The sequence below is a fragment of the Bacteroidota bacterium genome (genome assembly GCA_041658205.1).
GTDB lineage: Bacteria > Bacteroidota > Ignavibacteria > UBA10030 > UBA8401 > UBA8401.
Genome location: JBBAAO010000002.1, coordinates 773,101 through 799,774 on the forward strand (window position 1 = coordinate 773,101; position 26,674 = coordinate 799,774).

A 26,674-nucleotide genomic window follows, 5' to 3' on the forward strand; every position below is an offset into this window, starting at 1 on the left:
AGAGCCAAACTTAGACTTTTGACGTCGGAAAGATGAATTACGAAACTGAAACAATGTCAGTCGACAACGAAAGAAAGAACAGTGACAGCGGAAAAATGAATCGTAACGACCAAAAAACACACTGCGACAGCCTCACAAAGGTTTACGACAACAACAGAATGGATTCTGCTTTCGGAACAATGAAATGTGATGATGACAGAATGAGATTGAACAATCACACAATGAGGCGTGACGGACAAAAAATGGACACGTACGAAGAAATATTGATGTGTGAAACGAAAAAAATGAGCAGTGACGAACAATAAATGGGTGTAGTAGCAGACACTCTGTCAGATGTAAGATAATAAATCTCTATTTTTTTTTCACCGCGGAGACACAGAGGCACAGAGAAATAAAATAAACTGACCGTCATCGTATAGATGACGGTCAGTTTTAACAATCGAAGCAGTATCAATTGCAGATAAATATATCCGATTGCTGGAGTCCTTACGAAAATTGTCTTTCCCTTTCCGTTGCTGACGTACGGACTTTTTCCTACCTTTGTCCCAATATAGGTTACGAGCTGGATGCATTTGTTCGGTGAATATTCGCTCATCCCATTCTCGCGAACATTGAGAAAATTCTCACTGCAAAAAAATCTCACCGTTCGCACTTTTCTGCAGTTTGTCAATCCTATCATACGGAGGCTGCATGTCTCATCAACACAATTCACTCATTACGGCACAACCGTTGTTATTACCATTTCGCGGAACTCAAGCACTGGTCGTTCAAGCAGTTTTGCTTGCATCAGCAGTCGTGTTGCCGATCATCGCTCATCTGCTTCACGCACCTGTACGCATGTTGCTGCCGATGCATTGGCCGGTGATGCTTGCGGGAATGGTATACGGCTGGCGCTCGGGAGCGATTACCGGTGCGCTTGCACCGCTCCTCAGTTTTCTTCTCTCCGGTTATCCTCTTCCGAATATTCTTCCATCGATGACTGCGGAGCTATTCGTGTACGGATTTGTCAGCGGACTGCTTCGTCAACGATACATTATAAATTCGTTCATCTCAATTACTGCATCGATTATTGCCGGAAGAATTGTCTTCGTTCTGTTGGTGCTCATTTCACACAGAGCGGCGATCGGGGAGATAGAATACTTCAGCGCCGCACTTCTGCCGGGAATAATACCCGCATGCCTGCAGATAGTGACGCTGCCGTTTGTTGCACAATGGATTATAAAGCGAAAATATTCTAAGGATAACACAGAGTAATTTTTATTACCGCAGGAGCATCCTATGGACCGCAGAACATTTCTAAAAAAAGGAATTGGTTTTTCGGCATTGACCGGAGCGAATATAGCTGGAGTGCAGTTGCTCTCTCCGCATTTGCTTTCAGCACGACAGAGTGAAACGATTCCGTATGACCTTGTTGCTGTGAAAGGAGGAGAACCCGATGTGATGTTTGCGAAAGGGATGGAGGCACTGGGGGGTTTGAGCACGTTTGTGAAAAAAGGTCAGCGCGTTGTGGTGAAACCGAACATCGGCTGGGATGTAACGCCGGAGCGGGGAGGAAATACCAATCCGAGATTGGTGGAAGAGATTATTAAGCAGTGTTATCAAGCGGGAGCGAAGGAAGTCGTCGTGTTCGACAATACGTGCGACAATTGGCAACGCTCTTACAGTCACAGCGGCATTGAGCGGGCAGTGAAAGACGCCGGAGGAAAAATTGTTCCAGGAAACACCGAAAGATATTATCATCCGGTGTCGGTAAGCGGCGCAAAGAATTTAAAAAAGACAAAAGTGCACGAGTTGATTCTTGAATCGGATGTCTTCATTAATGTGCCGATACTGAAAAGCCACGGCTCAACCCAGCTGACGATGGCAATGAAAAATCTGATGGGGATCGTGTGGGACCGCGGGGAGTGGCACCGAAACGATCTTCATCAATGCATTGCGGATTTTGCGCCGTATCGCAAACCCGATTTGAACATTATGGATGCCTATTTTGTGATGAAGCGGAATGGACCGCGCGGCGTTTCGCAGGAAGATGTCGTTACGATGAAGTCACTATTGATCTCCACCGATATGATGACGATTGATGCGGCAGGGGCAAAATTATTCGGTATTGAGCCGAATGATATCCGCTACTTGCGCATTGCTGAAGAACAAAAGGTCGGTCGGATGTCGCTTGAGGGACTGAATATCAAAAAAATTTCGTTGTAGCGTGATCTCCGTGCATACATGGCGGAGAGTTCGGATCACCGTCTCATCGATCACTCTTGTTGTCGTATCCGCACTCTTTCTTGATATTACCAATCGTATTCCGCCGTCATGGAAAGCTGTTGTAACAGCGCTGCAGTTTGGACCTGCGTTGATTGCAACGATTTCATCTATCGGATTCGTTGTGATAGGATTATTATTTGTTACTCTTCTCACGCTCCTCTTCGGAAGAGTTTATTGTTCCCATCTCTGTCCCCTCGGAACACTGCAGGATATCATCATCTGGTTCCGTAAGAAGAATTATAAACACCGCACATTTCCATTTCACAAAACAAATTATTTTGCTCACTATTCCATCACTGCACTAATTATTCTCTCCGCGGTTGGTGGAAATATGTTTCTGCTGAATCTGTTCGAGCCATTCAGCAATTATGGAAGAATACTCTCATCACTTGTACGTCCGTTTGTTATTGGGATGAATAATATTGCTGCAATGCTCTTTACATCAACAAGCGCATTCGGTGTTGCAGAAATTCCGCTCCCTGGTGTGTCGATGTGGAATGTCGCATTGCCGTTCTTATTTCTATTGCTGATTATTGGCTTCACGGTCTGGAGAGGAAGACTCTTCTGTAATCTGCTTTGTCCGGTCGGCGGGATCTTGGGTCTGCTGTCGCGATTCTCATTCTATAAAATCAGAATCCAGAATGAAGCATGCATCGATTGCGGATTGTGCGAACGGGTTTGCCGCGCGCAATGCATCGACTGCGCAGCACGAACGATTGATGCCGCTGCATGTGTGGGATGTTTTGACTGCATCGGTTCCTGTCCGACCGACGGCATGGGTTATACTATGCAGCGGCGTTCGAAGCCTGGATCCGCACACACAATAAAAGAAGAACAGGACCGCCGGATTCTTCTTCTTTCTCTTTCTTCAGTACTGTTCGACTCGACCGGATTGCAGACAATTGTTCCCCCCTCTATTCCTCTCTTGTCTGGATACTCGGAAGCAAAACGAACACCTGTCGTTCCTCCCGGCGGAAGAGCGCAGGAACATTACGAAGATCATTGCACTGCCTGTCATTTGTGCATTAGTTCATGTCCCACGCACGTTCTGCAGCCCTCCTTTTTGGAATACGGTTTCGCCGGAATTCTTCAACCGAAAATGGATTACAACGTGAATTATTGCAATTACGACTGTACGATTTGCGGGGAAGTGTGCCCTACCGGTGCAATTGAGAAACTGACGCTGCCGGAGAAAAAACTTGTGCAGCTCGGCAAAGCGGTGTTTGTGAAAGAGGACTGCATTGTTGAAGTTCAGAAAAAAGATTGCGGCGCCTGCTCCGAACGCTGCCCCACCAAAGCGGTGAAGCTGGTTCCGTTTGAAACAACACTGCACATTCCGCAACTCGAAAATGACTACTGCATCGGCTGCGGTGCGTGCGAACATGCCTGCCCCACCACGCCGCGCAAAGCGATTTATGTAACACCCAATGTCGTTCACCAGACCGCAAAGAAGAGGGAAGAAAAACGAGTTGAACCACAGGAAGCGACACCGCAGGAATTTCCATTCTGATGTAATTGCCTAACCCACCGAGATATATGGGTAAGATATATATCATTGGGAGCCACTAAGTAATTTATCGTTGCATAACTTTGATTTTTGAAATCCCACAACTCGGATCCCCTAAACACACAACACTCAATTAGTAAGACTGTTAATAAAAACAATACGCGTATTAGTACTTCAATAAATAATTCCCTCACTTATTTGATATATTAGAAAAGGATTCATTGTAAACAACGGTTTTTTCAGTAATTCAACTGTCGAAGGTATTATATTCAGCTCTATTTGCCTATAAACAAAGGAAATTCTTAGTTCTCCAATAGATGGGCATCTATTTCGGATATACCAGAATTCAGGTATTGTGTATTTTGTAGGGAAAGTATATATTTGCGTGTGGTAAATTTGTTATAATATTGGAAAATCATTTTTGCCTAATAATTATTTGTGTTTGATTTGTAGGAATCGATTTTTTTATAAAAAATTTGAAGACGTTCATTTGCAATCAAATAACCTGTTGTGCGACATATCTTATCATCTCAACATTTCTAAAATTTATCTTTATCAATACACACCTCCCGAATTTATTTCGCTAATATGAAGAAAAGTTTTTTCGTAGAATCTGTTAGAAGTATAATGAAAGGTTTGGCTTGGACATTGGGTACAACTTTGCTTGGATTGTTACAACTAGGTTTCATCTATTTGGGTGGATTCATACAACAGTACAACGATATTGATTGGGGAAGATTTATTGCAGATGGTGTTTACTTATTTTTTTCAGTTGCTGTTGTAGGGGGAATAGCTCTCGACCATTTGGTGGAAAATTGGGAAAGGGAGAATATTAAGGGAAAAGAAAATGTATTTTGTTATGTCCCTTCGGGCGTAATAATTTTAATATCAATGTTTTTATACGTTAAAATATCTAGCTCACGTGAAACACCAATGAATTTTAATAACGTATTTTTAGTAGAAATGTCAATCTTCCTAGCCTCATTAATTTATATTTTTGGAATGAAATCTTATCGATATATAAAAATGAAAGAATAAAAATATGATTTCTCTTTTAGATATTATTGCAATAGTTTCCTTGTTAACATCTTCAATATATTTTTCGATTTCTATCTATAAGACAATTAAAAGTGACTTTATCGAAATATTGCAAAATAATCCAAATATTATTGAGGATGATTATATAGTTACCAACAAGAATATTAGATATAGGCGCAAAATTTTAATGGCTGTGAACGAAATACTTCTTGAAAATGAATCTTTCAGAGCGATTTGCAAACCTTTTATTCAAGACCTTCCATTTCTAAATGTTTCTCGCAAAAATATCTTCACAAATTCTTTTATCTTACAATCGAGATTAGTTTCTACTAAAAGGAATAAGTCTGAAAAAATAAAATCTAAAATTTATGAATAGAAGTGGCAAAATAACTCTTTTGAGAAAAATTTATGATTATTTTTTGAAAAAGTGGTTTTTTAGTTTAGCGATTATCACTCTCCCCAGCATTATAATATTTTCTAATGCATTTTATCATTCATTTATTGATCACACCAATTCACCTTTTCTGAAGATTCATGAGATGCTCATTTCTTTTTTATTTGTACCGACATTTATTTTTGCCTTATTTAAAAGTATTGCAGATTATTATAATTCTCAAGCAAAAGACAAGGGTCAAATTATATTATTAAATATTATGCAAACTCTTAATGAAGCAATAATAAACCAGACGAAAAATACTTTAAAAACAGTGCATAAGTTGGAAATTGGTACGATATTGGAAAAAGATCATATTTTAGATATCCTTCCTGAAACAGAGTTTTTGCTTAATCGTTTAAGAAAGATGTTCCGTGAAATATTTGGTATAGATGAAGACAATATAAGTATAAGTATCGTTTATCGATTAAACAAAGGAAAGTGGAATTGGCTTCATTCAATGAATATTATAGAATCTAAGGATCTCTCATTAGAAGAAATCATTTCAAACCCAAATAGCTCTGCGCGCCAAGTTATTGATGGTAAGAAAAAAGAAATATTTTTTCTACCCGATAAACGTGTTGGTAGTTATCATAAAATGTATGTAGAAAGTGAACGTGATAGAGAGTGTGGTGGGATTGGATCTATAATTTGTTCCGATGTCAGTGTTGAATCGAAATCGCACAAACTAGAAGCTATTTTAAATATTACGACATATAAAAAACAACTATGCCATATTAAGGATAGGGAATCCATATTCAAAATTGAAAAATTTATTATTGACCCAATAAACATAAGAGTTAAAAATAATTTAAGTTTTCTCTTATTAAAGAAACTAATGAAAAATAAAGAAAATTAAAAACCATTAAATAACTTATTTTTGAACTGAATTACATAACTTCATAAAGTATTTATATGTTTATATGATAGATGGTTATCATAAAAGAGAATTTTCTAAGTCTTTCAACGATTGGAAGGAATATCAAATCGTTTGTTCTAAATTTACTTGTGAAAATAGTAAATAGTGCTTTAGTCTCCGTCCGTAATATGAAATCGATGAAGAAATCTATGCACAACGGGGGCGAAAATAACACCAGCAATTAAAAGTACAGCTAGTCCAACTGTATAGGGCATACAATCCTGCAAAAAATTTTCCACCTTCCGTTTGTGGCTGAGCCAGCGGTCCCATCCCTGAAAGTATCATTGCCGCATTTTCAAATGCATCTATCCATGATAATCCTTCGAACCAGTGGTATCCTGCCATTCCTGTAGAAAGTGAAATGACAATAAGTCCAACCCCGAGTGCTATGGAAAAAACCAATCGCTGCATGCATAAATGTTTCGATAGAAGGGGTTGTTTACGATGTTCAAAAGGATGTTTCATTATAGTTTGAACATCTTGTTAACCGATTGAAAAAGCAATGGGAGTAAATGAGGAAACAGGTTTCTGTGCAGGCAAATCTCTTTAATTTTTCTTATATTTATTCCAATCAACAGTTCACACTAGAAAGTTTATGTAGGTCGAATACAAGGATTCGATCCATATAAGGACGGTATGGTATCCCGTCCTACCTTTTGGCGCGAACAGGTTAATCTCACTAACTCGAACAGTTTGTGTTTTTTTCGCGATTTCGTCAATTTCTCAGCTCATTCTTCGGCAGTTCTGACCGGAAACTCCACGTTCTCTATTCCCGCGTTGACTGGAACCAATTAGAATCAGCACTCCGTTATCCAATTCGGAACAAAGATTATTTTGTTCGCGCATTGGTACATCGCTCATTCATCCCAATTTCTCCTGTAGAAGCATTGCAGTCCAACGAGCGAATGGAATTTATCGGCGATTCGATCCTCAATTTTGTTGTTGCAGAGTATCTGTTTGAACAGTATCCGGAAAAAGAAGAAGGGGAGTTGACGATCCTTCGCGCCCGATTGGTGAACAGGAAGGCGCTAGCATTTTGTGCGAAAGAGATCGATCTGAAGAAGTTTATGCTGACGCATACCAACTCCGCCGGTGTGCAGGAAAAAGGTTTCGACACCATTCTTGCCGATGCATACGAAGCAATTATTGCAGCGTTATATTTGGACGGCGGGATGACGAATGCAAAAAATTTTATTCTCACACGCTTATCGTCTGCCCTCGCGAACGGATATTTGAAAGAAAGCGACCAGAATTTCAAAAGTGAATTGTTGGAACTTTCGCAGGCAAAGGGAAAAGGAATTCCGCGCTATCAAACGTTGAAAGAAGAAGGACCCGATCACGACCGGACTTTCACCATCCAAGTATTGGTGGGGAACGATCCGATGGGAATCGGAGTCGGGAAGAACAAAAAAGAAGCAGAACAAGCAGCAGCGGAAGAAGCGGTGGGGAAGTTGCAGAAAGAGTAAAAAAAGATTCATGTTTCAGGTTTCAAGATTCATGTTTCAAGGCTTATTGGTTAGTTTATTTATACTGAATCGTGAGACGGTAATCTTGAATCTGTCCTTTTTTTCCTGAACCTTGAATCTTTCATCTTGAATCTTGCATTTTGAACCTTAAACGATTTTTTTAATTTTTATTAACTTCGAGACTTATGAATCTAAACATTTCCCCCACAGACATTTTTGAACCACGTCACATCGGCCCGAACGAAGAAGAAACTAAAGAGATGCTGAAAACAATCGGCGTTTCATCTGTTGATGAATTGATTGAGCAGACTGTTCCTGCGCATATTCGTCTTGAGTCGCCGATGAAGATTAACAAAGCGATGACCGAAAATGAGACAATCAATTATATTCGGATGATAGCATCCAGAAACAAAGTCTTCCGCTCATTTATCGGCGCCGGATATTATGGAACGATTGTTCCTCCTATAGTCCAACGAAATATTTTGGAGAATCCGGGTTGGTACACGCAATACACTCCGTATCAGGCAGAGATTTCTCAGGGACGATTGGAAGCATTGCTCAATTATCAGACAATGATTATCGATCTGACCGGAATGCAAATTGCCAACGCGTCGCTGCTTGACGAAGGAACAGCCGCCGCTGAAGCGATGTTCATGATGTATTCTGCGAATCATGAAAAGAAAGGAAATCAATTTTTTGTTTCGGAAGAATGTTTTCCGCAAACAATTGATGTCTTAAAGACACGCTCAGTTCATCTCGGAATTGAAATTGTTATTGGAGATCACCGGACATTCAAGTTTGGGGAAAAAGTATTTGGCGCGTTAGTTCAGTATCCAGCAGGTAATGGAGCGATTTATGATTATGCAGAATTCTGCGCTGGGGCAAAATCGAACAATGTGCTCGTCACTGTGGCAGCAGATATTCTTGCGTTGACTGTATTGACGCCTCCAGCGGAATTCGGAGCTGATATTGTTGTCGGCAGTGCACAGAGATTCGGTGTGCCGATGGGATACGGCGGACCGCATGCAGCATTTATGGCAACAAAAGATGAATACAAACGGGTAATGCCGGGACGTATCATCGGCGTGTCGATTGATTCCAACGGAAATAAAGCATACCGCATGGCGCTGCAAACACGCGAACAGCATATCCGCCGCGAAAAAGCGACAAGTAATATTTGCACAGCGCAAGTTCTGCTTGCTATTATGGCCAGTATGTACGGCGTTTATCATGGACCGGAAGGATTAAAAAAAATTGCATCGCGTGTGCATGGTCTTGCCAAAGTGCTGGATAAAGGTTTGAAGAAACTGGAGTTTAAGCAGACCAACGAAATGTATTTTGATACGCTTGCTATTGAAACAGGAAATGCCACGGCGTCTATTTTAAGCCGTGCGGTTGGTGCTCAAATGAATTTTCGGCAGATCAGTGAAACGGTGATTGGAATCTCTGTGGACGAAACAACCACACTGAAAGAAGTGGAAACGATTCTCTCCGTTTTTGCATCGGTAAAAAGTAAAGTGATCTCCGTTGCAGAACTGGCGAAAAATCTTCAATGCGAATGGAGCAAAAATCTTATCCGCACAAGCAACTTCATGCTGCATCCCGTCTTTAACACTCATCATTCAGAACACGAAATGCTTCGATATATCCATTCGTTGGAGATGAAAGATCTTTCATTGAATTTCTCGATGATTCCCCTTGGTTCCTGCACGATGAAGTTGAATGCAACAACAGAGATGCTTCCCATTACGATGCCGGAATTCAGTTCGCTGCATCCTTTTATTCCACAAGAACAGGCGATGGGTTACACGCAAATTTTTGAAGAACTTTCGAACGACCTGAAAGAAATTACAGGGTTTTCCGGAGTTTCGCTGCAGCCAAATGCGGGCGCGCAAGGAGAATATACCGGACTGCTTGTGATTCGCGAATATCAAAAATTCAAAAATGAATCACACAGAAATATTGCACTGATTCCTTCGTCGGCGCATGGAACAAATCCGGCAAGCGCTGTGATGGCAGGTCTGCATGTAGTTGTGGTAAAATGTGATGAACGCGGAAATGTGGAAGTGGATGATCTGAAAGCGAAAGCAGAACAGCATAAAGCGAATCTTGCTTGCTTAATGGTAACGTATCCTTCAACGCACGGTGTGTTTGAAGAGAGCATTCAGGAAATGTGCGCGATCATCCATAAGAATGGCGGACAAGTATATATGGATGGAGCGAATATGAATGCACAGGTCGGATTAACAAGTCCGGCGCGTATCGGTGCGGACGTTTGTCATTTAAACTTACACAAGACATTCTGTATTCCTCACGGCGGCGGTGGGCCTGGCATGGGACCGATCTGCGTTGCGGATCATCTTGTTCCATTCTTGCCGGGACATTCTGTAGTTGATATTGGCGGTGAACAATCGATGAGCGCTGTCTCTTCCGGTCCCTGGGGAAGCGCAAGCATTTTGCTCATCTCATTTGCTTATATAAAAATGATGGGGGCAAACGGATTGACCAATGCAACCAAGTATGCAATTTTCAATGCAAATTATATTAAAGCGCGCTTAGAAAAAACATTCGACATTTTGTATGTTGGAAAGAACGGACGATGCGCTCACGAAATGATTGTAGATATGCGCAAGTTTAAATCTTCCGCAGGAATTGAAGTGACCGATATTGCAAAGCGATTGATGGATTATGGTTTCCATGCTCCGACAGTTTCGTTCCCGGTTGCCGGCACATTAATGATTGAGCCGACAGAAAGCGAACCGAAAGGTGAACTTGATCGGTTCTGCGATGCGCTTCTTCATATCCGCAAAGAAATTGAAGAGATTGAAAAAGGTCAATTCCCGAAAGACGATAACGTCCTGAAACATGCACCGCACACAGCGCATGCAGTAATGAGCAACGATTGGAAACACTCGTACTCGCGAGAAAAGGCTGCATATCCAACCGCATGGGTTCAGGCGCGCAAATTCTGGCCGAGTGTCGGTCGTGTCAATGATACGCATGGTGATAGACAGTTGATTTGCGTTTGTCCGCCGGTGGAGGCGTATATGGAAGAAACAAATTAGGAATTATCAAGATTGAAAGATTGCAAAATTGAAGAATATACCAATCTTGAAAATCATGTAATTTTGCAATCTTGTAATAATAGATATGATAACTAGCGAAAAAGATATTAAAAGATTATTGACAGAATCAAAAACAATCGCTGTCGTCGGTGCATCTCCAAAACCGTGGCGGGATAGTGGTGCGATTGCGGAGTATTTGGGAACAAAGGGGTATTCGGTATTTCCGGTCAATCCTCAATATCAGGAAGTGCTAGGAATGAAATGTTATCCCGATTTGAAATCAGTTCCGGAGAAGATCGACATTGTCGATATTTTTAGAAATCCTGATGATGTTGAACCGATTATTGATGAAGCAATTGCTGTCGGGGCAAGGTCAGTTTGGATGCAGCTGGGTGTTGTGAACGAAGCTGCTGCCGAAAAGGCTGAACAGGCGGGATTAAACGTTGTCATGGATTTATGCATCGCGGTTGAGCATCGCGCTCTGATGCGATAGTAATGTTGAAAGGTATAGATAAAGGCAGAACCGATGTTCTGCCTTTTGTTTTTGTTATATTACATTGATGATGCGATCATTCTTACTTTTATTTCCGTTCTTGTTCTTATGTGAAGCGCAGGAAGTCTCCATCCCAGTCTTCACATTTCCCGATTCGACATATCACGTCGGTCAGGTGATCTATATCGGCAATGAGGTGACGAAATATTACATCATTGAACAGGAAATGTCGTTGAAGCCGGGTTCATTGATCACACATGAAGCACTTCAATTTGATATTAATAGAATTTATAGCCTTCGATTATTTACCAAAGTTGATATCAAAGTTATCCCCGATTCCGCTGATGTGGCAACACTCTCCGTGCAAGTTGTAGAACGCTGGTTCTATTATCCTTTCCCCGTGCTTGGAATTAAAGACAGAGATTTTTCAAAATATTATTACGGACTCGGACTGGCGCATAATAATGTGGCGGGAGAGAACGTGCAATTGTACGGCGCGTTTGCATTGGGATACGATCCGTTTGTTTCCATCAATTATATCAACCCGCAGATCAATGTAGAAAACAGAATTTTTTTGTCTCTGCGGGCTTATTACACCGAACTAAGAAACCGTAGTTTGGTTTCACTATCGGGCACCCCGAACTTTGATGAGCATCGGTCGGGGGGAGAAATAACGGTGGGGAAACGATTCTCTCTCTTCACACTTATCACCATGAAAGCGGAATTCCTTAATCTTCATGTATCAGATAATCGTGCCGGAAGAACGTTATCGACAAATGGCAGAGATGAATTTTATTCGCTTCATGCGGCTTATTTTTATGATACGCGTGATCTGAAAGAATATGCAAAATATGGGACACTGTTAAGTCTTGGAATTTCCAAATATGGATTACTGGAAAAGGATGTAGATTATCAACGGTTCGGAATTGATTATCGTCGATTTATCCCGACGTGGAACGATATTGTTCTTGCCGGAAGAGTCTTTACCAGTCTAGCCAGCGGCGGGCGCATTCCGAATTACGGACATACATTTTTTGGCTATAACGAGCGCATTCGCGGACATTTTAATACGATACTGGAAGGGGACCAAATTGCGGGAGCAACAATTGAAACACACATTCCACTGATTTCTCCCCGATATTTTCATTTTGGTTTTATCCCGTTTGAACAATTTAAGGATATTCGTTTTGCGGTGAACGCTGCTCTTTTCGCCGACGCCGGAAATTCATGGTATCGAGATGAGCCGCTCGCGCTCAATAGAATGTATTCCGGCTACGGTGTCGGGATTCATTTATTGCTTGCCTACAGCGCTGTGGCAAGAATTGAATTTGGAATTCCGTATGGAAAACCTTTCTCCCAAGGAGAAATTATTTTAGATTTAGGTGCGGCACTCTAAAGCGTAGTTGAGTCGTTGAGAATATGAGTAGTTGAAAACAATATTCTTAATCAACGAATTCTATTTATTATTTATGTCTCAACGACTCGACTACTTATATACTCAACTACTATGTAATCTATGAGCGAATATTTTTACGTCCCAGCAGAATATATTATTGACCAGCATATTGCGATTGAAGGAGAAGAAGCACGGCATATTTCCCGCGTTCTTCGGAAACAACCGGGCGATTTAATCTGGATAGTTGATGGTGCCGGAAAAGCATTTGAAGTAGTTATTCGTCTTGTTGCTCCGGAAATGGTTGAATGTGAAATTTTGTTTGAGCATCATCATCACCATGAACCTGATATTGATATTACACTCGCTGTTGCTCAATTAAAGAATCCTTCCCGAATGGATTGGATTATCGAGAAAGCGACGGAGCTTGGTGTTCGCACAATTATCCCGCTGCAAACGATGCGGACAATCGCTCGATCACCGAAGGAAGATCGTTGGAATAACATTGCACTCGCCGCCATGAAGCAATCGGGGAGATGCATCCTTCCCAAAATTACTCCTCCCACAGATTTTGATGTTGCAATCGCAAATTCTACTGAGTTCGACTTAAAATTGATTCCGTATGAGCGGACAGATCATGTATTGTTTATTGCTGAGGCATTGAAACATCGAAAACCTCCAAGGAATGCAATGATTCTAATTGGTCCCGAAGGTGGATTTACCGATGAAGAAGTAATGCAGGCAGAACAAGCAGCATTTACGCAAGTCTCATTGGGAAGAAGAAGATTACGGACGGAGACCGCCGCGATTGTAGCATTAAGCTGGGTGGTTGGGAATGAATAAAGTAGTTGTAAGTCGGATTTTCAAATCCGACCTTATGAGAAGATACAAATGAAAATAAGTATAGGTCGAATCAGGAGATTCGACCAACGGTAGGTCGGAATTCCAATTCCGACCTTACAAGATGATGCAAATGAAAATATGTATGGGTCGAATCAGGAGATTCGACCAACAGAAGAATTGTTTTTGAGTTACTTTTGTTTTCGGCAATTACTGTTATGGCAGAATTAAAATACAAACCATACTACAGGCGACACCTTCCACACATCCATCCAACACAGGCTCAATATTTTGTTACATTTCGCCTTGCCAATAGTTTGCCGAAATTCATTGTAGAAGAACTGAAAACGGAATTTCAAGAACTTCGGTCAAAGACAAAATCAAAAGATAGTGAAGCAAGATTTAAACAACATCAACTCTACTTTGAAAAGTTTGATCAACTGTTAGACTCTTCCCAAACCGGCGATCTGTGGTTGCGGATGCCAGATGTTGCAAATTGCGTATTCGAAGCTATCAAATACCATGATGGAACGTCCTACGATTTGATTGCATGCACTGTTATGCCAAACCATGTTCATCTCCTGTTTGATCATTCTATCGGACGATCAGGATAACCGATCTATTCTATCCTTCAGTCGATTAAAAAGTATTCTGCGAGAAGAGGGAATAAAATATTAAAAAGAACGGGGAATAGGTTTTGGCAAAACGAAAGTTATGATCATGTCGTGAAAAGTGAACAAGAATCAGAAAACGTCATACGATATATCCTCTACAATTCGGTTAAAGCAAATCTTTGTAAAAATTGGATTGATTGGAAATGGACATACATTAAAGAGGAGTATAAGGGATTGTTTTTGTAAAGTAGGTCGGATTTCCCCATCCAATCTTGTTAGATGATACAAGTGAAAATAAGTATAGGTCGAATCAGGAGATTCGACCAACAGTAGGTCGGAATTCCAATTCCGACCTTGTTAGACGATACAAGTGAAAAATAAGTATAGGTCGAATCAGGAGATTCGACCAACGGTAGGTCGGAATTCCAATTCCGACCTTGTTAGACGATACAAGTGAAAAAAAAGTATAGGTCGAATCAGGAGATTCGACCTACCGAGAAGGCGCAAATAAAAATATGCTTGAGTCGAATCAGAAGATTCGAACGACAGTAGGTCGGAATTCCAATTCCGACCTTGTTAGACGATATAAATGGAAAAAAAGTATAGGTCGAATCAGGAGATTCGACCTACCGAGAAGGTACAAATGAAAATATGCTTGAGTCGAATCAGAAGATTCGAACGACAGTAGGTCGGAATTCCAATTCCGACCTTGTTAGACGATATAAATGAAAAAAAGTATAGGTCGAATCAGGAGATTCGACCTACCGAGAAGGTGCAAATGAAAATATGCTTGAGTCGAATCAGGAGATTCGATGGACGGTAGGATTGATTTTTTAATCTACTTGTTAAGCGAAACAAAAACAAAGGGCGAATCTGGAGATTCGCCCTACTGAGAAGTCGCAAATGAAAATATGACGAGTTGAATCTGGAGATTCGCCCTACGAAATTGTGCTTTGCGTCTTTGCGGTGAAATACTTATGCTGATTTTCGTTCTTCCAGAACATAAATCGGTTCTTTTTTCTTCTCAACAGTTTCTTTAGTGACCACGCATTTTGTGACGTTAGATTTTGAAGGGAGTTCATACATGATATCCCGCATAATCTCTTCCACAACCGATCGGAGTGCACGAGCACCGGTGCCACGCAGCATCGCTTTGGCAACAATCTGTTTCAATGCTGATTCTTCAAAATCGAGTTCAACTCCTTCATACTTAAACAGTTTTTTGAACTGCTTGATAATAGCATTGCGCGGTTCAACCAAAATGTTCATCAAAGCGGTTTCGTCGAGTGAATGAAGCGTTGTCAGCATTGGCAATCGGCCGATGAATTCCGGAATCAATCCGAATTTCAACAGATCATCCGGTTCAGCCATTTGGATGTAGACATCTGTATTATGTTCTTTTTTGCTTTTGATGTCTGCACCAAATCCGAGGGCGTTCTTGTGAACTCGACGGGAAATGATTTTTTCCAAACCTTCGAATGCACCGCCGCAAATAAACAGGATGTTCTTTGTATTAAGATTGATAAGACTCTGCTCCGGATGTTTCCGTCCACCTTTCGGCGGAACGCCAGCTACGGTTCCTTCTAATATTTTCAGCAATGCCTGCTGAACACCTTCGCCGGAAACATCTCGAGTAATAGATGCACTGTCGCTTTTTCTGGCAATCTTATCGATCTCATCGATATAGACAATTCCACGTTCAGCACGTTCTACATTGTATTCTGCATTTTGAAGGAGATGCACCAATACTGTTTCAACATCATCACCCACGTATCCCGCTTCGGTTAACGTTGTAGCATCAGCAATCGCAAATGGAACATCAAGAATCCGCGCAAGCGTTTGAGCCAAGAGTGTTTTTCCTGTTCCGGTTGAACCGATTAGAAGAATATTGCTCTTCTCGATCTCAACATTTTCCGGATCAGAGAACTGTTCCTGAGTGTCGATACGCTTGTAGTGATTATAGACTGCAACAGCGAGTGTTTTCTTTGCTTGTTCCTGTCCGATAACATACTCATCCAACGCACCTTTAAGCTGCGTTGGCGTGAGAATTCCTTTATTCTTGATCCGTTTCGTGCGGGCCGAAGATAAGTTGTTCCGGATGATGTCCATAGAAGTAGAAACGCACATATCGCAGATATACACATCGGGACCGGCGATAATGCTGGTAACTTCTTCCGGCCTGCGACCGCAGAACGAACATCGAACTTTATCTTCGCTTTTTTGCTTACTCATACATTACTTTTCTTTTTTGCTGTCAGCGGTTCTTTTTGTTAACACTTTATCAATGAGTCCGTACTCTTGAGCCTGTAGAGAAGACATATAATTATCGCGATCAGTATCTTTTTCAACATCAGCAATCGTTTTACCTGTATGCTGAGCGATGATTTCGTTAAGACGTTTCTTTGTCTTTAAAATTTCTTCTGCCTGAATGCTAATGTCGGATGCTGTTCCTTGAACACCGCCCCACGGTTGATGGATCATGATGCGTGCATTTGGCAGTGCTTGTCGTTTTCCTTTTTCACCGGCAAGAAGAAGAATTGCACCCATGCTTGCTGCCATTCCAACACAGATCGTTGCAACTTGCGGACGAATGATCTGCATGGTATCGTAGATTGCTAAACCTGCCGTCACTGAACCGCCGGGCGAATTGATATACACGGAAATATCTTTATCCGGATCTTCCGCTTCAAGATGAAGCATTTGTGCTATCGCCAGTGATGCAACGTAATCGTCGATGGCAGTCCCAATGAAGACGATCCGTTCTTTTAATAGACGCGAGAAAATATCATAAGCGCGTTCGCCGCGACTCGTCTGTTCAACAACCATCGGAACAAGTTGATTGAACAGTTCGTACGGTTTTGTCTGTAAGCTGTTTGTGGTTACCATAAAACTCCCTGAGTTAGTAAATTTGCGGATATATGAACAATCTATTAGACGTATGAAGCGCTAAAAAATTGCTTTTTATTGTGTCGCAAATTTACTGTAATCGTCTGTCTCAACTTCCGTAATCTTCACATTTTGTTTGAGAATATCAAGAAGACGGTTATACTTCAAACGCTCCAACGCATTATCGGAACTTTTGTAGAAATTCACAAGGCGTTCTTTATCAATATTCAATTTTGCTGACTCTTCACCTGCAATCTTCTCAATTTCGGAGTCGGAGATCTCAATTTTCTCTTTTGCAATGAACTGTTCCTTGATTAACAGCCATTTAGATTGCCAAAGTGCCGTTTCACGAGACTGTTCGCGATATGTTTTTTCGTTAAAATTCTTCGGCAATTGTTTGTTTGGCTGCTGGTTTTTTGCATCTTCAATGAACGTGTCGGTGACGTTCTGAACAAGAGCTTCCGGAACAGTGAACTCATATTGTTTGACGATCTCGGAGAGCAAATCGTTCTCGAATCGACGATCGCTTCGTTCTTTCCAGAATTCTTCCAAGTCCTTTTTAATGTTCTGTTTCATCTCTTCCGCCGTTTGGAACTTTCCATTGCTCACTTTTTGAGCCAGAGCATCATCCATTGTGGGAAGGATTACTTTTTCAATTTTCTTCACCGTCAGTTTAAGATGAACATCGTGTGAATGTTCGCCATGCTGATGTGAGAACTTCACTTCTTTCACATCGCCAACGGAAACTCCTGCTAACGCTTCTTTAATCTCTTTCTCTGTCGATTTCTCTTTAAGGTAGATCTTCATTCCTTCGCGCGAATGCCCATGTTCATCCATATCCAGCATATCAACGGTTACAATAAAATGTTCATCGATGACTTTTTGTGCTTCTTCCGTTGTGGAATTGATTTGCTGTAAACGTTCAATTTCGCTTTCAACTTCGGTCTCAGTTGCCTTATGAATATATTTTTCGAGCGCAATCGTTTTGTAATCTTTCAATTCAAATTCCGGTCGAACTTCAAACGTAACGGCAAACGTTAAGGGTGTTCCGGGTTTGAAATCAATTTTGTTGATCTGGGGCGTACCAATCGGATTCAAATTGCGTGCTTCTACTTCCGTTTTGAAAACATCGTTCGTAATTTCTTCAACTTTTTGATATTCAATGCTCGGTCCGAACATTTTTTTAATCATATGCATTGGAACTTTTCCTTTGCGGAATCCCTTAATCTCTAGTGCCGGCGCAGCTTCTTTATAGGCAGTCTCAAAATGAGGCGTTAACTCTATCTGGGACATTGTTACAGTCATTTCCCGAACACAATCATTCACGTTGTTAATAGTTACTTCCACTGAAAAAAACTCCTTACTTGTTCTGGTGGTGAAAAAAAATCCCGAAAGTTCGGGATTCAAAAATGTTCATAAAAATACGAAAATATGCCCAAAATCCCAAGCGTATCTTTTTTTTCAAAAATATTGCGATTCTTTAACAAACAGACTATATTCTCCGATATGCTGTTTACCTGCATCGAATACTTTCTAATTCCATATCATATCAATAAAAGGAGTCAGCATGAAAAAAATCGTTACAATTGTTGCAGTAATTTTGATGGTTGTATCCGGTATAGTCTATGCAGATGTATTTGCATCTCGTATTACCATCACCAATCCTAATGGGAGCGCATTCGACGGAAAATTTACTGATGGTACCGGGATGAAGGTATCATATATCTTAAATGATACAGCAACATCTGTAGAATTGAAAGTATATAACGCTGCGACGAATGTGGTAACAGCCTCCGTAGTATCATCGCCTCAAGCGCGCGGACTAAATTCCATCACCTGGGATGGAAATGGCGCAGTAGCAGGACAAAAATATTATGTAAAATTACAGGCCACTCAAAAACCACGATCCGCCGATAAATATACCGCATTTTATTTTCAACAAACTGCCAACGTTCCTCCGACGGCAATCGCTCGTGGAATTTACACGCGCGGTGTCGATATCAATAACAATATGGATACGCGCGGATTTGGGTATTGGTATGCAAGCAATTCTGATCCCGCAAACGATGAAGGATATAAACTTGGAACCCTTCGATATAATCCCGACGGATCATTTGCAGGTTCCGATACAGGACATCCTCTATTAAAACAAACATTGGGGACTGCGAACGGTGGAACATTTGATTGGGGAGGTACTGCACCATGGACTTCTGCTATCGATAGTAAAGGACGAATATATCAAGCAAGCAACGGTGGAAATTTTGTCACACGAATGGATCATGATTCCGCTGTTCCCAAAATCATTATCAGAAATATTACTTTCCCGCGAGGCATATATACTACCGGCGAAGGTTCAAACTTAAAACTCTATATTGCTGCGGATACAGTTGTTTGGAGAGCGGATATCGGAACAAGCGATACATTGGCCACGGCACTTCAACTTGTGGGATCATTTGGCGCGTATGTTCGTGATGTGATACTTGACGATGGAGGTGCAATGTTTGTTACCTTAAGGACGGGAGCAGCAGGTGTTGCGCCTGGATATATCGAGCGGTATGATATTTCAGGAACGCTACCAAAAAAACGTGCCGATGCGCTGTTTTCAATTTCTCACACGACAGGATTACCTGTCTGTTTTGCGCTGCAACGCGGACCTGATAAAATTTCTGCATCTGATGATACAATGTATTACAGCATTCGAGGAGCGAACGGATCAGACACGATGAATCTGGGAATTCATCAGATTATCAATGTTGACGGCGGTTTTCCTGAAGCAAAAAGAATCTTCAAATCAGGTGATGTCGTGGGGAGTCTCGGCGGAAATAATAATGCCAATGCTGATATTGCATTAGACTGGGCAGGAAATATTATCTGGTTCGAAAATGCAAATGAAGAGATCTTTATGGTGTCTCCGCCTCGCGCAGGTACTGTTGTTACACGAATTACAAAAGGATATGATACGGTGACGGTGCAAAATTTAGTATCAGTGAAAACTCAAGGTGTGCCGACGGAGTTTATGCTCAATCAGAACTATCCGAATCCTTTTAATCCTTCCACAACAATAAGTTATTCGCTTCCGGAGAATGCAAAAGTAACCGTGACGGTGTATGATGTGCTTGGAAATATTGTTAACGAATTATATAGCGGCGAAGCACAACAAGGATATAATGCAATTGTTTGGAATGCTGCAAATACTTTCGGAAAATCGGTATCGAGCGGAATGTATCTCTACCGAGTGACCGCTCAATTGAGCGACGGCCGTTCGTTTACCGACACAAAACGGATGCTGTTATTGAAGTAATTTTTTGGTACAATAAACCGTCCTGTTCACCCGGGCAGGACGGTTTTTATTTGTACAGAATTCTATGAAAATATTTATTGTCCTTTCGGTTTTTGTTATGACTACACATCTTGCAGAATCACAATTCTCAAAATCGTTATTCGATTCGTACGAAAAGTATGCATTTACTCCTGTCGCTTCGCGCCGATTTAACCATGCGGAGTTGATGACGCATCTTGACTCCTTAACAAAATCGCTCGGTGGTTTAATGACAATGGAGCAGATCGGAAGTTCTGCGGAACATCGTTCGATCAACTTGTTGACTCTTGGTACAGGAAAAACAAAAGTATTTATGTGGTCGCAGATGCATGGTGATGAACCGACAGCGACGATGGGACTGCTTGATCTGTTAAACTATATCTCGTTGAATAGAAATTCTGCAGAAGTAAAGAAAATCCTTTCAGAAACAACCTTGCTGATTATTCCAATGCTCAATCCGGATGGTGCCGAACGATTTCAACGGCGAACATCACAGGGAATTGACATGAATCGGGATGCGCTTCGATTGCAGACTCCCGAAGCAAAAATTTTAAAAGAGACGCGGGATAAATACAATCCCGAAATCGGATTTAATCTGCACGATCAAGATCCGAGATATTCCGTCGGTGACAAAGGGACTGTCGCTGTCATTTCGCTTCTGGCGCCTGCATACAATGTGGAAAAAGAGGACAACGCCGTTCGGACACGTGCAAAAAAAGTGGCATCAGCATTAACACTCGTGCTTCAACAATTTGTTCCGAATAATCTCGCAAAATATGATGATACGTTTGAACCGCGTGCGTTTGGAGACAATATCCAAAAATGGGGAACGAGTGTTATTTTGATCGAAAGCGGAGGGTGGAAGAACGATCCGGAAAAAATGTTCATCCGAAAACTGAATTGTGTCGGTTTGCTGGCAACATTTCATTCCATTGCAACCAAAGCATATGAAAAGGCCGGAATCTTGCCGTACGAAAATATTCCAATGAACACCAAAAATCTTTTTGACCTGATCATTGAAAAAGTGACCGTCACATTTTCTGACGGACGTCCTCCGCTTGTTGCCGATATTGCAATTAATATGGAAGAGATTCGTGATTCTCATGGAACATGGTGGAAAGGAAGAGTGGTAGACATCGGCGACCTTTCTGTCTTTTCAGCTCATGATACATGGAATGGTAATGGAAAGACAATAGACGGAACAACTGTTGAAATGAATGATATCGTGAATCTTGAGGAACTCACAAAAAAACTAAAATGACCAGTTTTTGATATGCTATCGAATTTTCACACAGGGCGGAGCAATCCGCCTTTTGTGCTTTAAAAAAGAGTTTGATACTGGACTATTGATTGTTTAAACTACCAGCGAATTTCAATCACCTTAAGAAAGGAATATCATATGCCTGAAGAGATCAGAACTCCTGAGCCGTCAAACGAAATGTCATTCAGCGATAAATTTGTCGGCATTCTTTCATCTCCGTCTGAAATTTATCAACAGATTTCCACGACGGAACCGAAAAACTCAAATTGGGGTTTACCGGTTGTGTTTACATTGATTATGATGCTCATCTACATGTTCGTTGTGTTCAATCAGGCACCTATTCAGGATCAGATGCAGGATAGTCAGCTGAAGGAAATGCAGAAACAAGTAGCGGATGGTAAGATGACACAGGAAGAAATGGATCGGGCTGTTGGATTTATGCCGAAACCAGGTTCACCCATATGGATGATCTTCGGTTCTGTTGGGATAGCAATCTTTGTATTCGCATCCTTGTTTGGATTCTCACTTGTGTATTGGATTGTTGGAAAGTTCGCGTTCAAATCCGTTGTACCGTATATGAAAGTGTGTGAAGTGTACGGACTATCGATGTACATTGCTGCTGTCAGTTCGTTGATCGGAATGGTGTTCGTCGTTTCGATGGGCTCGATCTATGCAGGTGCAAATCTTGCCATGTTGGTCGGGGAGGTTGATCCAGTGAATAAGACGCATATCTTTCTTTCATCTATCAATCTCTTCACACTCTGGCAGTACGTAGTGATCGGTATCGGTTTTTCAAAAGTATGGTCGGTTTCTTCTGTAAAAGGAATCTTGGTTGGTGTCGGTGTTTGGTTGATGTGGACTGTTCTCTTTAGTTACGGAGGAGCGTTGATCGGAAGGTAACATACACTGTATTGTGAATCGTCGTTAGAGGATACCCGTCGGATCCACATCCACAATAATTTTTACATTCACTTTTGTCGATTGCTGTTGAAGATCGTTTACAACACGCGCCACGGAATGCCGGGCGCGTGTTCCATTTTTATCCCGCTCTTTATCTGCTTTAATGACAATCTGCCAACGGTACTCATTTTTTATCTTTGAAAGCACGGCAGGAGAAGGACCCAAGATAGATTCTCTCAAAAGCAGAACAAACAATCGTTTTCCAAATTCAATCGCCATTTGTTCAACACTCTTCTCGTTCTTCCCTTTAAATTCTATGACGACTATTCGTGAGAACGGCGGATAGTTGATCGACTTCCGATATTCAATTTCTTCGTTGTAAAATCCAACAAAGTCATGGTCGTGAACATGTTTCAGCGCATAATGTCCCGGCTGCGATGTTTGAATAATCACTTCGCCGGCAAGAGTACTGCGGCCCGCGCGCCCGGCAACCTGTGTCAACAACTGAAACGTTCTCTCTGCCGATCGAAAATCGGGGAGCATCATTTGGGTATCAGCAGAAATGACTCCAACCAACGTCACACGAGGGAAATCAAGTCCTTTGGCAACCATTTGCGTCCCGAGTAATATATCTGCTCCTCCTTCACCAAATTGCCGTAATATTTTTTCGTGGGAGCCTTTTCTGGAAGTGGTATCCATGTCCATCCGTGTGATGACAGCGGAAGGGAATAGACCTGTTATCTCTTGTTCAACACGCTGTGTGCCGAATCCGTTTAGTGAAAATTCAAATCCACCACATTGGGAACAAACTGTAGGTGTGGGTTTCACTTTTCCGCAATAATGGCACCGCATATGTTTTTTGGTGGCATGATACGTCATTGTTACATTACATCGATCGCATTGTTCAACATGACCACATGAAGTGCATTCGATAAATGGCGCAAAACCGCGTCTGTTTTGAAGAAGTATGATCCCTTCTTTTTTTTCTAATCGATCGCGAATCTTTAATTCCAATGTTGATGAAATACTCCGGGATAGATTCTCAAATGCCTTCTTTCCAATTTCTTTTGCTTGTATTTTTGCCTCGGCAAATAAACGCTTTCGCTCGTCCACCATGTTTACAATCGTTACAGGAGGAAGCACGGCATTGTCGGCACGATCTGGCAGCGTGAGCAATGTATATTTTTCATTCAATGCATTTGTGTAGGACTCTATTGAAGGCGTAGCAGAACCTAAAACCACAACAGCATTGTATAGAAGTGCGCGCATAACAGCAACGTCGCGTGCATGATATCGTGGACTGGCATCGAATTGTTTGTAGGAAGATTCATGTTCCTCATCGACTATTACTAATCCAATATTTGTCAACGGAGCAAATAACGCAGATCGCGGTCCGATGACTATTTTATATTTTCCTTCTTTTGTCAAACGCCACGCATCATATCGCTCTCCGTCGGACATTTTACTGTGCATCCATACGACAAAATCTCCAAAATGGATTTGAAATCGTTTCACCGTCTGAGGCGTTAGAGAGATTTCGGGAATAAGAACGATCGCCGTTTTATTCTGCGACAGGGTATGCCGAATGGCTTCAATGTATACTTGTGTTTTTCCGCTGCCGGTAATGCCGTGCAGCAAAAATGTGTGCGGAATATTGCGGTCGATTGCTGAAGAAATTGTCCCAACCAATTCCTTCTGTCGTTCATTCAGCTGTATCAATAAACTTTTCGAAATATGTTCATCTGCCGCAAACTCCGTTTTTCGTTCTACGTCTTTTTGAAAAAGGGAAACAAGATTTTGCTGCGCCAATGATTTTATGGCTGTTAATGTAGTCGAATGAATTTGTAAAAATTTTTTTACCGCAATCTCTTCCTTCGGCAATAAGAGAATAGTTTGCCAAATCTCTTTCCGCTTTTTCCCTCGAAGTTCAATTGTTTCGTCGTTCGATATCCGGAGAAAATACCATTCTTTCTTTTTTGCCGGCCGTTTTGAAGCCTGCTCTTCCATGGTGATCGCACCGATTAATGTCAGTGCATTCACCGCAGCATAGATGTTTTGGATACCTGTTTTTTTTTTCAATTGTAAAATCGACAATGGTCCATCGACAAGCGCGTTCAAAATCTTTCGCTGGGAGATAGGAAACGCCTGCGTATGTGAAATAGGTACTGACAGCGATAAGATACGTTTGCTTGTTTGGCTGAATCCGGCGGGGAGAAATAGTCTTACTGTTTCTCCAAGGGATGTATTATAGTAGTCAGCTATCCATGCCGAAAGTGTAAGATCGGCTGAAGTGATGATGGGATGAAGATCAATGATATCGACAATTTGTTTGATAGTAACATTCGGCCGCTCTTTAGTGAGTCCAATGATAATCCCCGTCATCACCTTTCTGCCGAACGGGACAATGACAGCGATTCCTGGAGCGACTAATGTCTCAAATTGTTTCGGAACGCTATACGTGAATAGTTGCGGGAGCGGTACGGGAAGAGCAACGTTGACGAGTTGTAGGTTCATTTATTTCAGATACGGTTCAAGGTAATGCAGAAAACGTTCTGTTGCGCCGCAGTTTTTACGGACGAATGCTTCTGAAATATTTCCGGCGCGAGTTCGAATTTCGGAATTATCCAACAATGTTCTTAAGGTTCTATATAGCTCTTTTTCTTGTTCAATGACGAAGCCGGCTCCTTGTTTAGCAAGTTCAACAGCTTCTTGCGAGTTAGTATGTTTTGGACCGTAGATGACCGGGACGCCGAATACCGACGGTTCAAGAACATTATGAATGCCCTGTTTGAAACTTCCCCCGATGTAGACAACATGGGCATATTGATAGAGCGCCACTAAAATGCCAATGCTGTCGATCAAAATCACTTTTTCACCGGCAAAGTTATTAAGTTCAGAAAATCTAATATGCGAAATATTCCCACTCAGTTTCGATTCCAATTCTTCCAGATAGTCAACCGTCGGTTCGTGCGGCACAATGATAGTCAACAATGCATTTTCATTTTGTTGGATTTTCAGAATTACAGGAAGGATAACATCATCATCCTCGGACCAGTTTTGACCCACGACAAATATCTTTTTATGAGCAGTGATAGATGGTGATAACAAATGTTTTTGACGGGCATCTTCGCTTCTCATCATCACCTGGTCAAAGCGAGTATCTCCGATTACTTTGATCAGTGGAACAGTTGTTCCAAACTTCTGAAAAGATAATTGATCATTTTCCGAAACAGTCAAAATATGTGTGAAGCAATTGTAGAGAGAACGATGAAAGTGAAGAAACAATGGAAGAGTACGAAGAGAATTTCCTTTCATCGTTGCATTGGCAATGACAATTGGGATATTGTTCTTCCGTAATGCATAGATCATGTTTGGCCAGATGTCATATCGCACCATGATGGCAACATCCGGCTGCACAATTTTAATGAAGGTCTTTACGCTGTGGTAAGAATCGAACGGAATATAGGAAATAACATTTGCTGCTTTGTAATTTTTTGAATTATCAAATCCCGAGGGTGAGAAGAATGTAGCAATGATATCGACGTTGGGATGATTTTTTTTGATGGCGGCAATAATCGGTTTTGCTTGTTCAAATTCGCCAAGTGATGATGCGTGAAACCAAAAACGTTTCGATCCTTTCAGCTTTTCAATATTCGCTTGAAGAACGGGAAAAAGATTTTTCCTTCCCCGGATCCCCCGTCGTATTTTTTTATTGACGAATCCTCCCAAATGAAAGACAATCCATAAGAGAGGAATGACAGTAATATTGTAAGCGATCAGAAAAAAGTTCATTGCCCCAGCATTTTATTTAATATATCGATAGGAGTATTTTAGTGCAACGAATAGGATATAATTGTCTCAAATAACTGTTGGTGATTTTCTTGTTAGAGGATTCTTAAGGAAAATTAATACACATACGTGGTAAAAACTTGACTTATGAGTAATCATGTATTATATTAAAAACTCTTCAATGTGACACAATGTTTAAAAACATTGAAGAAAGTTTTAATAGGTGGTTGACAAACGGATTAAAATATGTTATATTTGTAACCCGTTTGGAAACAAACCGACGGTAATTGTTCTTTGAAAATTTGTGTGTACGGCTCAACAAGTCAAAAACTAGACGTTTCATTTATACAAATTCTCACAGTTGAAAATAAAGAAATTTATTACAATGGAGAGTTTGATCCTGGCTCAGGACGAACGCTGGCGGCGTGCCTAACACATGCAAGTCTGGGAGAATTGGGTAGCAATATCCATTGTAAACCGGCGCAC

22 protein-coding genes and 1 rRNA gene are annotated in these 26,674 nt (G+C 41.3%); 17 read left to right on the forward strand and 6 right to left on the reverse strand.

Annotated features, from left to right (window positions below):
- The first annotated feature begins 32 nt into the window (after positions 1 to 32).
- From WDA22_15160 to WDA22_15190, 7 genes are all read left to right on the forward strand, one after another.
- Entirely contained in the window at positions 33 to 305 is a 273-nt protein-coding gene (locus WDA22_15160; GenBank protein MFA5834814.1) for a hypothetical protein, read from the forward strand.
- A 385-nt stretch (positions 306 to 690) separates the two neighbouring features.
- Positions 691 to 1,254: an ECF transporter S component gene (locus WDA22_15165; protein ID MFA5834815.1), complete on the forward strand. Its 564-nt coding sequence runs from the start codon at positions 691 to 693 to the stop codon at positions 1,252 to 1,254.
- A gap of 24 nt (positions 1,255 to 1,278) precedes the next feature.
- Entirely contained in the window at positions 1,279 to 2,205 is a 927-nt protein-coding gene (locus tag WDA22_15170; GenBank protein ID MFA5834816.1) for a DUF362 domain-containing protein, read from the forward strand.
- 10 nt (positions 2,206 to 2,215) lie between these two features.
- Positions 2,216 to 3,775 carry a 4Fe-4S binding protein gene (locus WDA22_15175; protein MFA5834817.1) on the forward strand — a complete coding sequence of 520 codons (1,560 nt, stop codon included), beginning with the start codon at positions 2,216 to 2,218 and terminating at the stop codon, positions 3,773 to 3,775.
- Positions 3,776 to 4,399: 624 nt separating this feature from the next.
- Positions 4,400 to 4,810 (forward strand): hypothetical protein, encoded by a 411-nt coding sequence (locus WDA22_15180; GenBank protein ID MFA5834818.1) that lies wholly within the window; start codon positions 4,400 to 4,402, stop codon positions 4,808 to 4,810.
- Between the two features lie 4 nt (positions 4,811 to 4,814).
- A complete protein-coding gene (locus tag WDA22_15185) occupies positions 4,815 to 5,186 on the forward strand; it encodes a hypothetical protein (protein MFA5834819.1) in 372 nt (123 codons plus the stop codon).
- Entirely contained in the window at positions 5,179 to 6,102 is a 924-nt protein-coding gene (locus tag WDA22_15190) for a hypothetical protein (GenBank protein MFA5834820.1), read from the forward strand. The genes WDA22_15185 and WDA22_15190 overlap by 8 nt, the downstream gene beginning before the upstream one ends.
- Before the next feature lie 207 nt (positions 6,103 to 6,309).
- Here the strand turns inward: WDA22_15190 and WDA22_15195 are convergent, their stop codons facing one another.
- Positions 6,310 to 6,627 carry a hypothetical protein gene (locus WDA22_15195; GenBank protein MFA5834821.1) on the reverse strand — a complete coding sequence of 106 codons (318 nt, stop codon included), beginning with the start codon at positions 6,625 to 6,627 and terminating at the stop codon, positions 6,310 to 6,312.
- Between the two features lie 230 nt (positions 6,628 to 6,857).
- Between WDA22_15195 and rnc the strand changes: the two genes are divergently transcribed.
- From rnc to WDA22_15225, 6 genes are all read left to right on the forward strand, one after another.
- On the forward strand, positions 6,858 to 7,628 hold the full coding sequence (gene rnc / locus WDA22_15200) for a ribonuclease III (GenBank protein ID MFA5834822.1): 771 nt from the start codon (positions 6,858 to 6,860) through the stop codon (positions 7,626 to 7,628).
- Positions 7,629 to 7,813: 185 nt separating this feature from the next.
- Positions 7,814 to 10,693, forward strand: coding sequence for an aminomethyl-transferring glycine dehydrogenase (gene gcvP, locus WDA22_15205; GenBank protein ID MFA5834823.1), 2,880 nt, complete (start codon positions 7,814 to 7,816; stop codon positions 10,691 to 10,693).
- A gap of 85 nt (positions 10,694 to 10,778) precedes the next feature.
- Positions 10,779 to 11,186 carry a CoA-binding protein gene (locus WDA22_15210; GenBank protein ID MFA5834824.1) on the forward strand — a complete coding sequence of 136 codons (408 nt, stop codon included), beginning with the start codon at positions 10,779 to 10,781 and terminating at the stop codon, positions 11,184 to 11,186.
- Between the two features lie 70 nt (positions 11,187 to 11,256).
- On the forward strand, positions 11,257 to 12,582 hold the full coding sequence (locus tag WDA22_15215) for a BamA/TamA family outer membrane protein (GenBank protein ID MFA5834825.1): 1,326 nt from the start codon (positions 11,257 to 11,259) through the stop codon (positions 12,580 to 12,582).
- 120 nt (positions 12,583 to 12,702) lie between these two features.
- Positions 12,703 to 13,422, forward strand: a complete 720-nt coding sequence (locus tag WDA22_15220) for an RsmE family RNA methyltransferase (GenBank protein MFA5834826.1) — start codon at positions 12,703 to 12,705, stop codon at positions 13,420 to 13,422.
- 215 nt (positions 13,423 to 13,637) lie between these two features.
- A complete protein-coding gene (locus WDA22_15225) occupies positions 13,638 to 14,033 on the forward strand; it encodes a hypothetical protein (GenBank protein ID MFA5834827.1) in 396 nt (131 codons plus the stop codon).
- A 975-nt stretch (positions 14,034 to 15,008) separates the two neighbouring features.
- Here WDA22_15225 and clpX read toward each other — a convergent pair.
- The 3 genes from clpX to tig form a co-directional block, all read right to left on the reverse strand.
- The gene (clpX, locus tag WDA22_15230) at positions 15,009 to 16,265 is read right to left on the reverse strand and encodes an ATP-dependent Clp protease ATP-binding subunit ClpX (GenBank protein MFA5834828.1); all 1,257 of its coding nucleotides are present in this window, start codon (positions 16,263 to 16,265) and stop codon (positions 15,009 to 15,011) included.
- Between the two features lie 3 nt (positions 16,266 to 16,268).
- The gene (gene clpP / locus WDA22_15235; protein ID MFA5834829.1) at positions 16,269 to 16,919 is read right to left on the reverse strand and encodes an ATP-dependent Clp endopeptidase proteolytic subunit ClpP; all 651 of its coding nucleotides are present in this window, start codon (positions 16,917 to 16,919) and stop codon (positions 16,269 to 16,271) included.
- Between the two features lie 75 nt (positions 16,920 to 16,994).
- Complete coding sequence (gene tig, locus WDA22_15240) at positions 16,995 to 18,266, reverse strand: trigger factor (protein ID MFA5834830.1); 1,272 nt, start codon at positions 18,264 to 18,266, stop codon at positions 16,995 to 16,997.
- A gap of 220 nt (positions 18,267 to 18,486) precedes the next feature.
- On the opposite strand from tig, the gene WDA22_15245 reads away from it, so the two are divergent.
- The 3 genes from WDA22_15245 to WDA22_15255 all read left to right on the forward strand — a co-directional run bounded on the left by WDA22_15245 (position 18,487) and on the right by WDA22_15255 (position 22,399).
- On the forward strand, positions 18,487 to 20,220 hold the full coding sequence (locus WDA22_15245) for a FlgD immunoglobulin-like domain containing protein (GenBank protein ID MFA5834831.1): 1,734 nt from the start codon (positions 18,487 to 18,489) through the stop codon (positions 20,218 to 20,220).
- Between the two features lie 64 nt (positions 20,221 to 20,284).
- The gene (locus WDA22_15250; GenBank protein ID MFA5834832.1) at positions 20,285 to 21,499 is read left to right on the forward strand and encodes a M14 metallopeptidase family protein; all 1,215 of its coding nucleotides are present in this window, start codon (positions 20,285 to 20,287) and stop codon (positions 21,497 to 21,499) included.
- Between the two features lie 138 nt (positions 21,500 to 21,637).
- On the forward strand, positions 21,638 to 22,399 hold the full coding sequence (locus WDA22_15255) for a hypothetical protein (protein MFA5834833.1): 762 nt from the start codon (positions 21,638 to 21,640) through the stop codon (positions 22,397 to 22,399).
- A 24-nt stretch (positions 22,400 to 22,423) separates the two neighbouring features.
- Here the strand turns inward: WDA22_15255 and priA are convergent, their stop codons facing one another.
- Together priA and WDA22_15265 are read right to left on the reverse strand one after the other, a co-directional pair.
- Entirely contained in the window at positions 22,424 to 24,913 is a 2,490-nt protein-coding gene (priA, locus tag WDA22_15260; protein MFA5834834.1) for a primosomal protein N', read from the reverse strand.
- Entirely contained in the window at positions 24,914 to 26,191 is a 1,278-nt protein-coding gene (locus tag WDA22_15265; GenBank protein MFA5834835.1) for a glycosyltransferase N-terminal domain-containing protein, read from the reverse strand.
- Positions 26,192 to 26,570: 379 nt separating this feature from the next.
- Here WDA22_15265 and WDA22_15270 point away from each other — a divergent pair.
- Positions 26,571 to 26,674: ribosomal RNA gene (locus WDA22_15270) — 16S ribosomal RNA — on the forward strand; the annotation flags it as partial.

Bases quoted from the DNA above. Each gene is read 5' to 3' on its own strand.
- WDA22_15160 (MFA5834814.1), top strand. From the start codon at position 33: ATGAATTACGAAACTGAAACAATGTCAGTCGACAACGAAAGAAAGAAC.
- WDA22_15165 (MFA5834815.1), top strand. From the start codon at position 691: ATGTCTCATCAACACAATTCACTCATTACGGCACAACCGTTGTTATTA.
- WDA22_15170 (MFA5834816.1), top strand. From the start codon at position 1,279: ATGGACCGCAGAACATTTCTAAAAAAAGGAATTGGTTTTTCGGCATTG.
- WDA22_15180 (MFA5834818.1), top strand. From the start codon at position 4,400: ATGAAAGGTTTGGCTTGGACATTGGGTACAACTTTGCTTGGATTGTTA.
- WDA22_15185 (MFA5834819.1), top strand. From the start codon at position 4,815: ATGATTTCTCTTTTAGATATTATTGCAATAGTTTCCTTGTTAACATCT.
- WDA22_15190 (MFA5834820.1), top strand. From the start codon at position 5,179: ATGAATAGAAGTGGCAAAATAACTCTTTTGAGAAAAATTTATGATTAT.
- WDA22_15195 (MFA5834821.1), bottom strand. From the start codon at position 6,627: ATGAAACATCCTTTTGAACATCGTAAACAACCCCTTCTATCGAAACAT.
- gcvP (MFA5834823.1), top strand. From the start codon at position 7,814: ATGAATCTAAACATTTCCCCCACAGACATTTTTGAACCACGTCACATC.
- WDA22_15210 (MFA5834824.1), top strand. From the start codon at position 10,779: ATGATAACTAGCGAAAAAGATATTAAAAGATTATTGACAGAATCAAAA.
- WDA22_15215 (MFA5834825.1), top strand. From the start codon at position 11,257: ATGCGATCATTCTTACTTTTATTTCCGTTCTTGTTCTTATGTGAAGCG.
- WDA22_15220 (MFA5834826.1), top strand. From the start codon at position 12,703: ATGAGCGAATATTTTTACGTCCCAGCAGAATATATTATTGACCAGCAT.
- WDA22_15225 (MFA5834827.1), top strand. From the start codon at position 13,638: ATGGCAGAATTAAAATACAAACCATACTACAGGCGACACCTTCCACAC.
- clpX (MFA5834828.1), bottom strand. From the start codon at position 16,265: ATGAGTAAGCAAAAAAGCGAAGATAAAGTTCGATGTTCGTTCTGCGGT.
- clpP (MFA5834829.1), bottom strand. From the start codon at position 16,919: ATGGTAACCACAAACAGCTTACAGACAAAACCGTACGAACTGTTCAAT.
- WDA22_15245 (MFA5834831.1), top strand. From the start codon at position 18,487: ATGAAAAAAATCGTTACAATTGTTGCAGTAATTTTGATGGTTGTATCC.
- WDA22_15250 (MFA5834832.1), top strand. From the start codon at position 20,285: ATGAAAATATTTATTGTCCTTTCGGTTTTTGTTATGACTACACATCTT.
- WDA22_15255 (MFA5834833.1), top strand. From the start codon at position 21,638: ATGCCTGAAGAGATCAGAACTCCTGAGCCGTCAAACGAAATGTCATTC.
- priA (MFA5834834.1), bottom strand. From the start codon at position 24,913: ATGAACCTACAACTCGTCAACGTTGCTCTTCCCGTACCGCTCCCGCAA.
- WDA22_15265 (MFA5834835.1), bottom strand. From the start codon at position 26,191: ATGAACTTTTTTCTGATCGCTTACAATATTACTGTCATTCCTCTCTTA.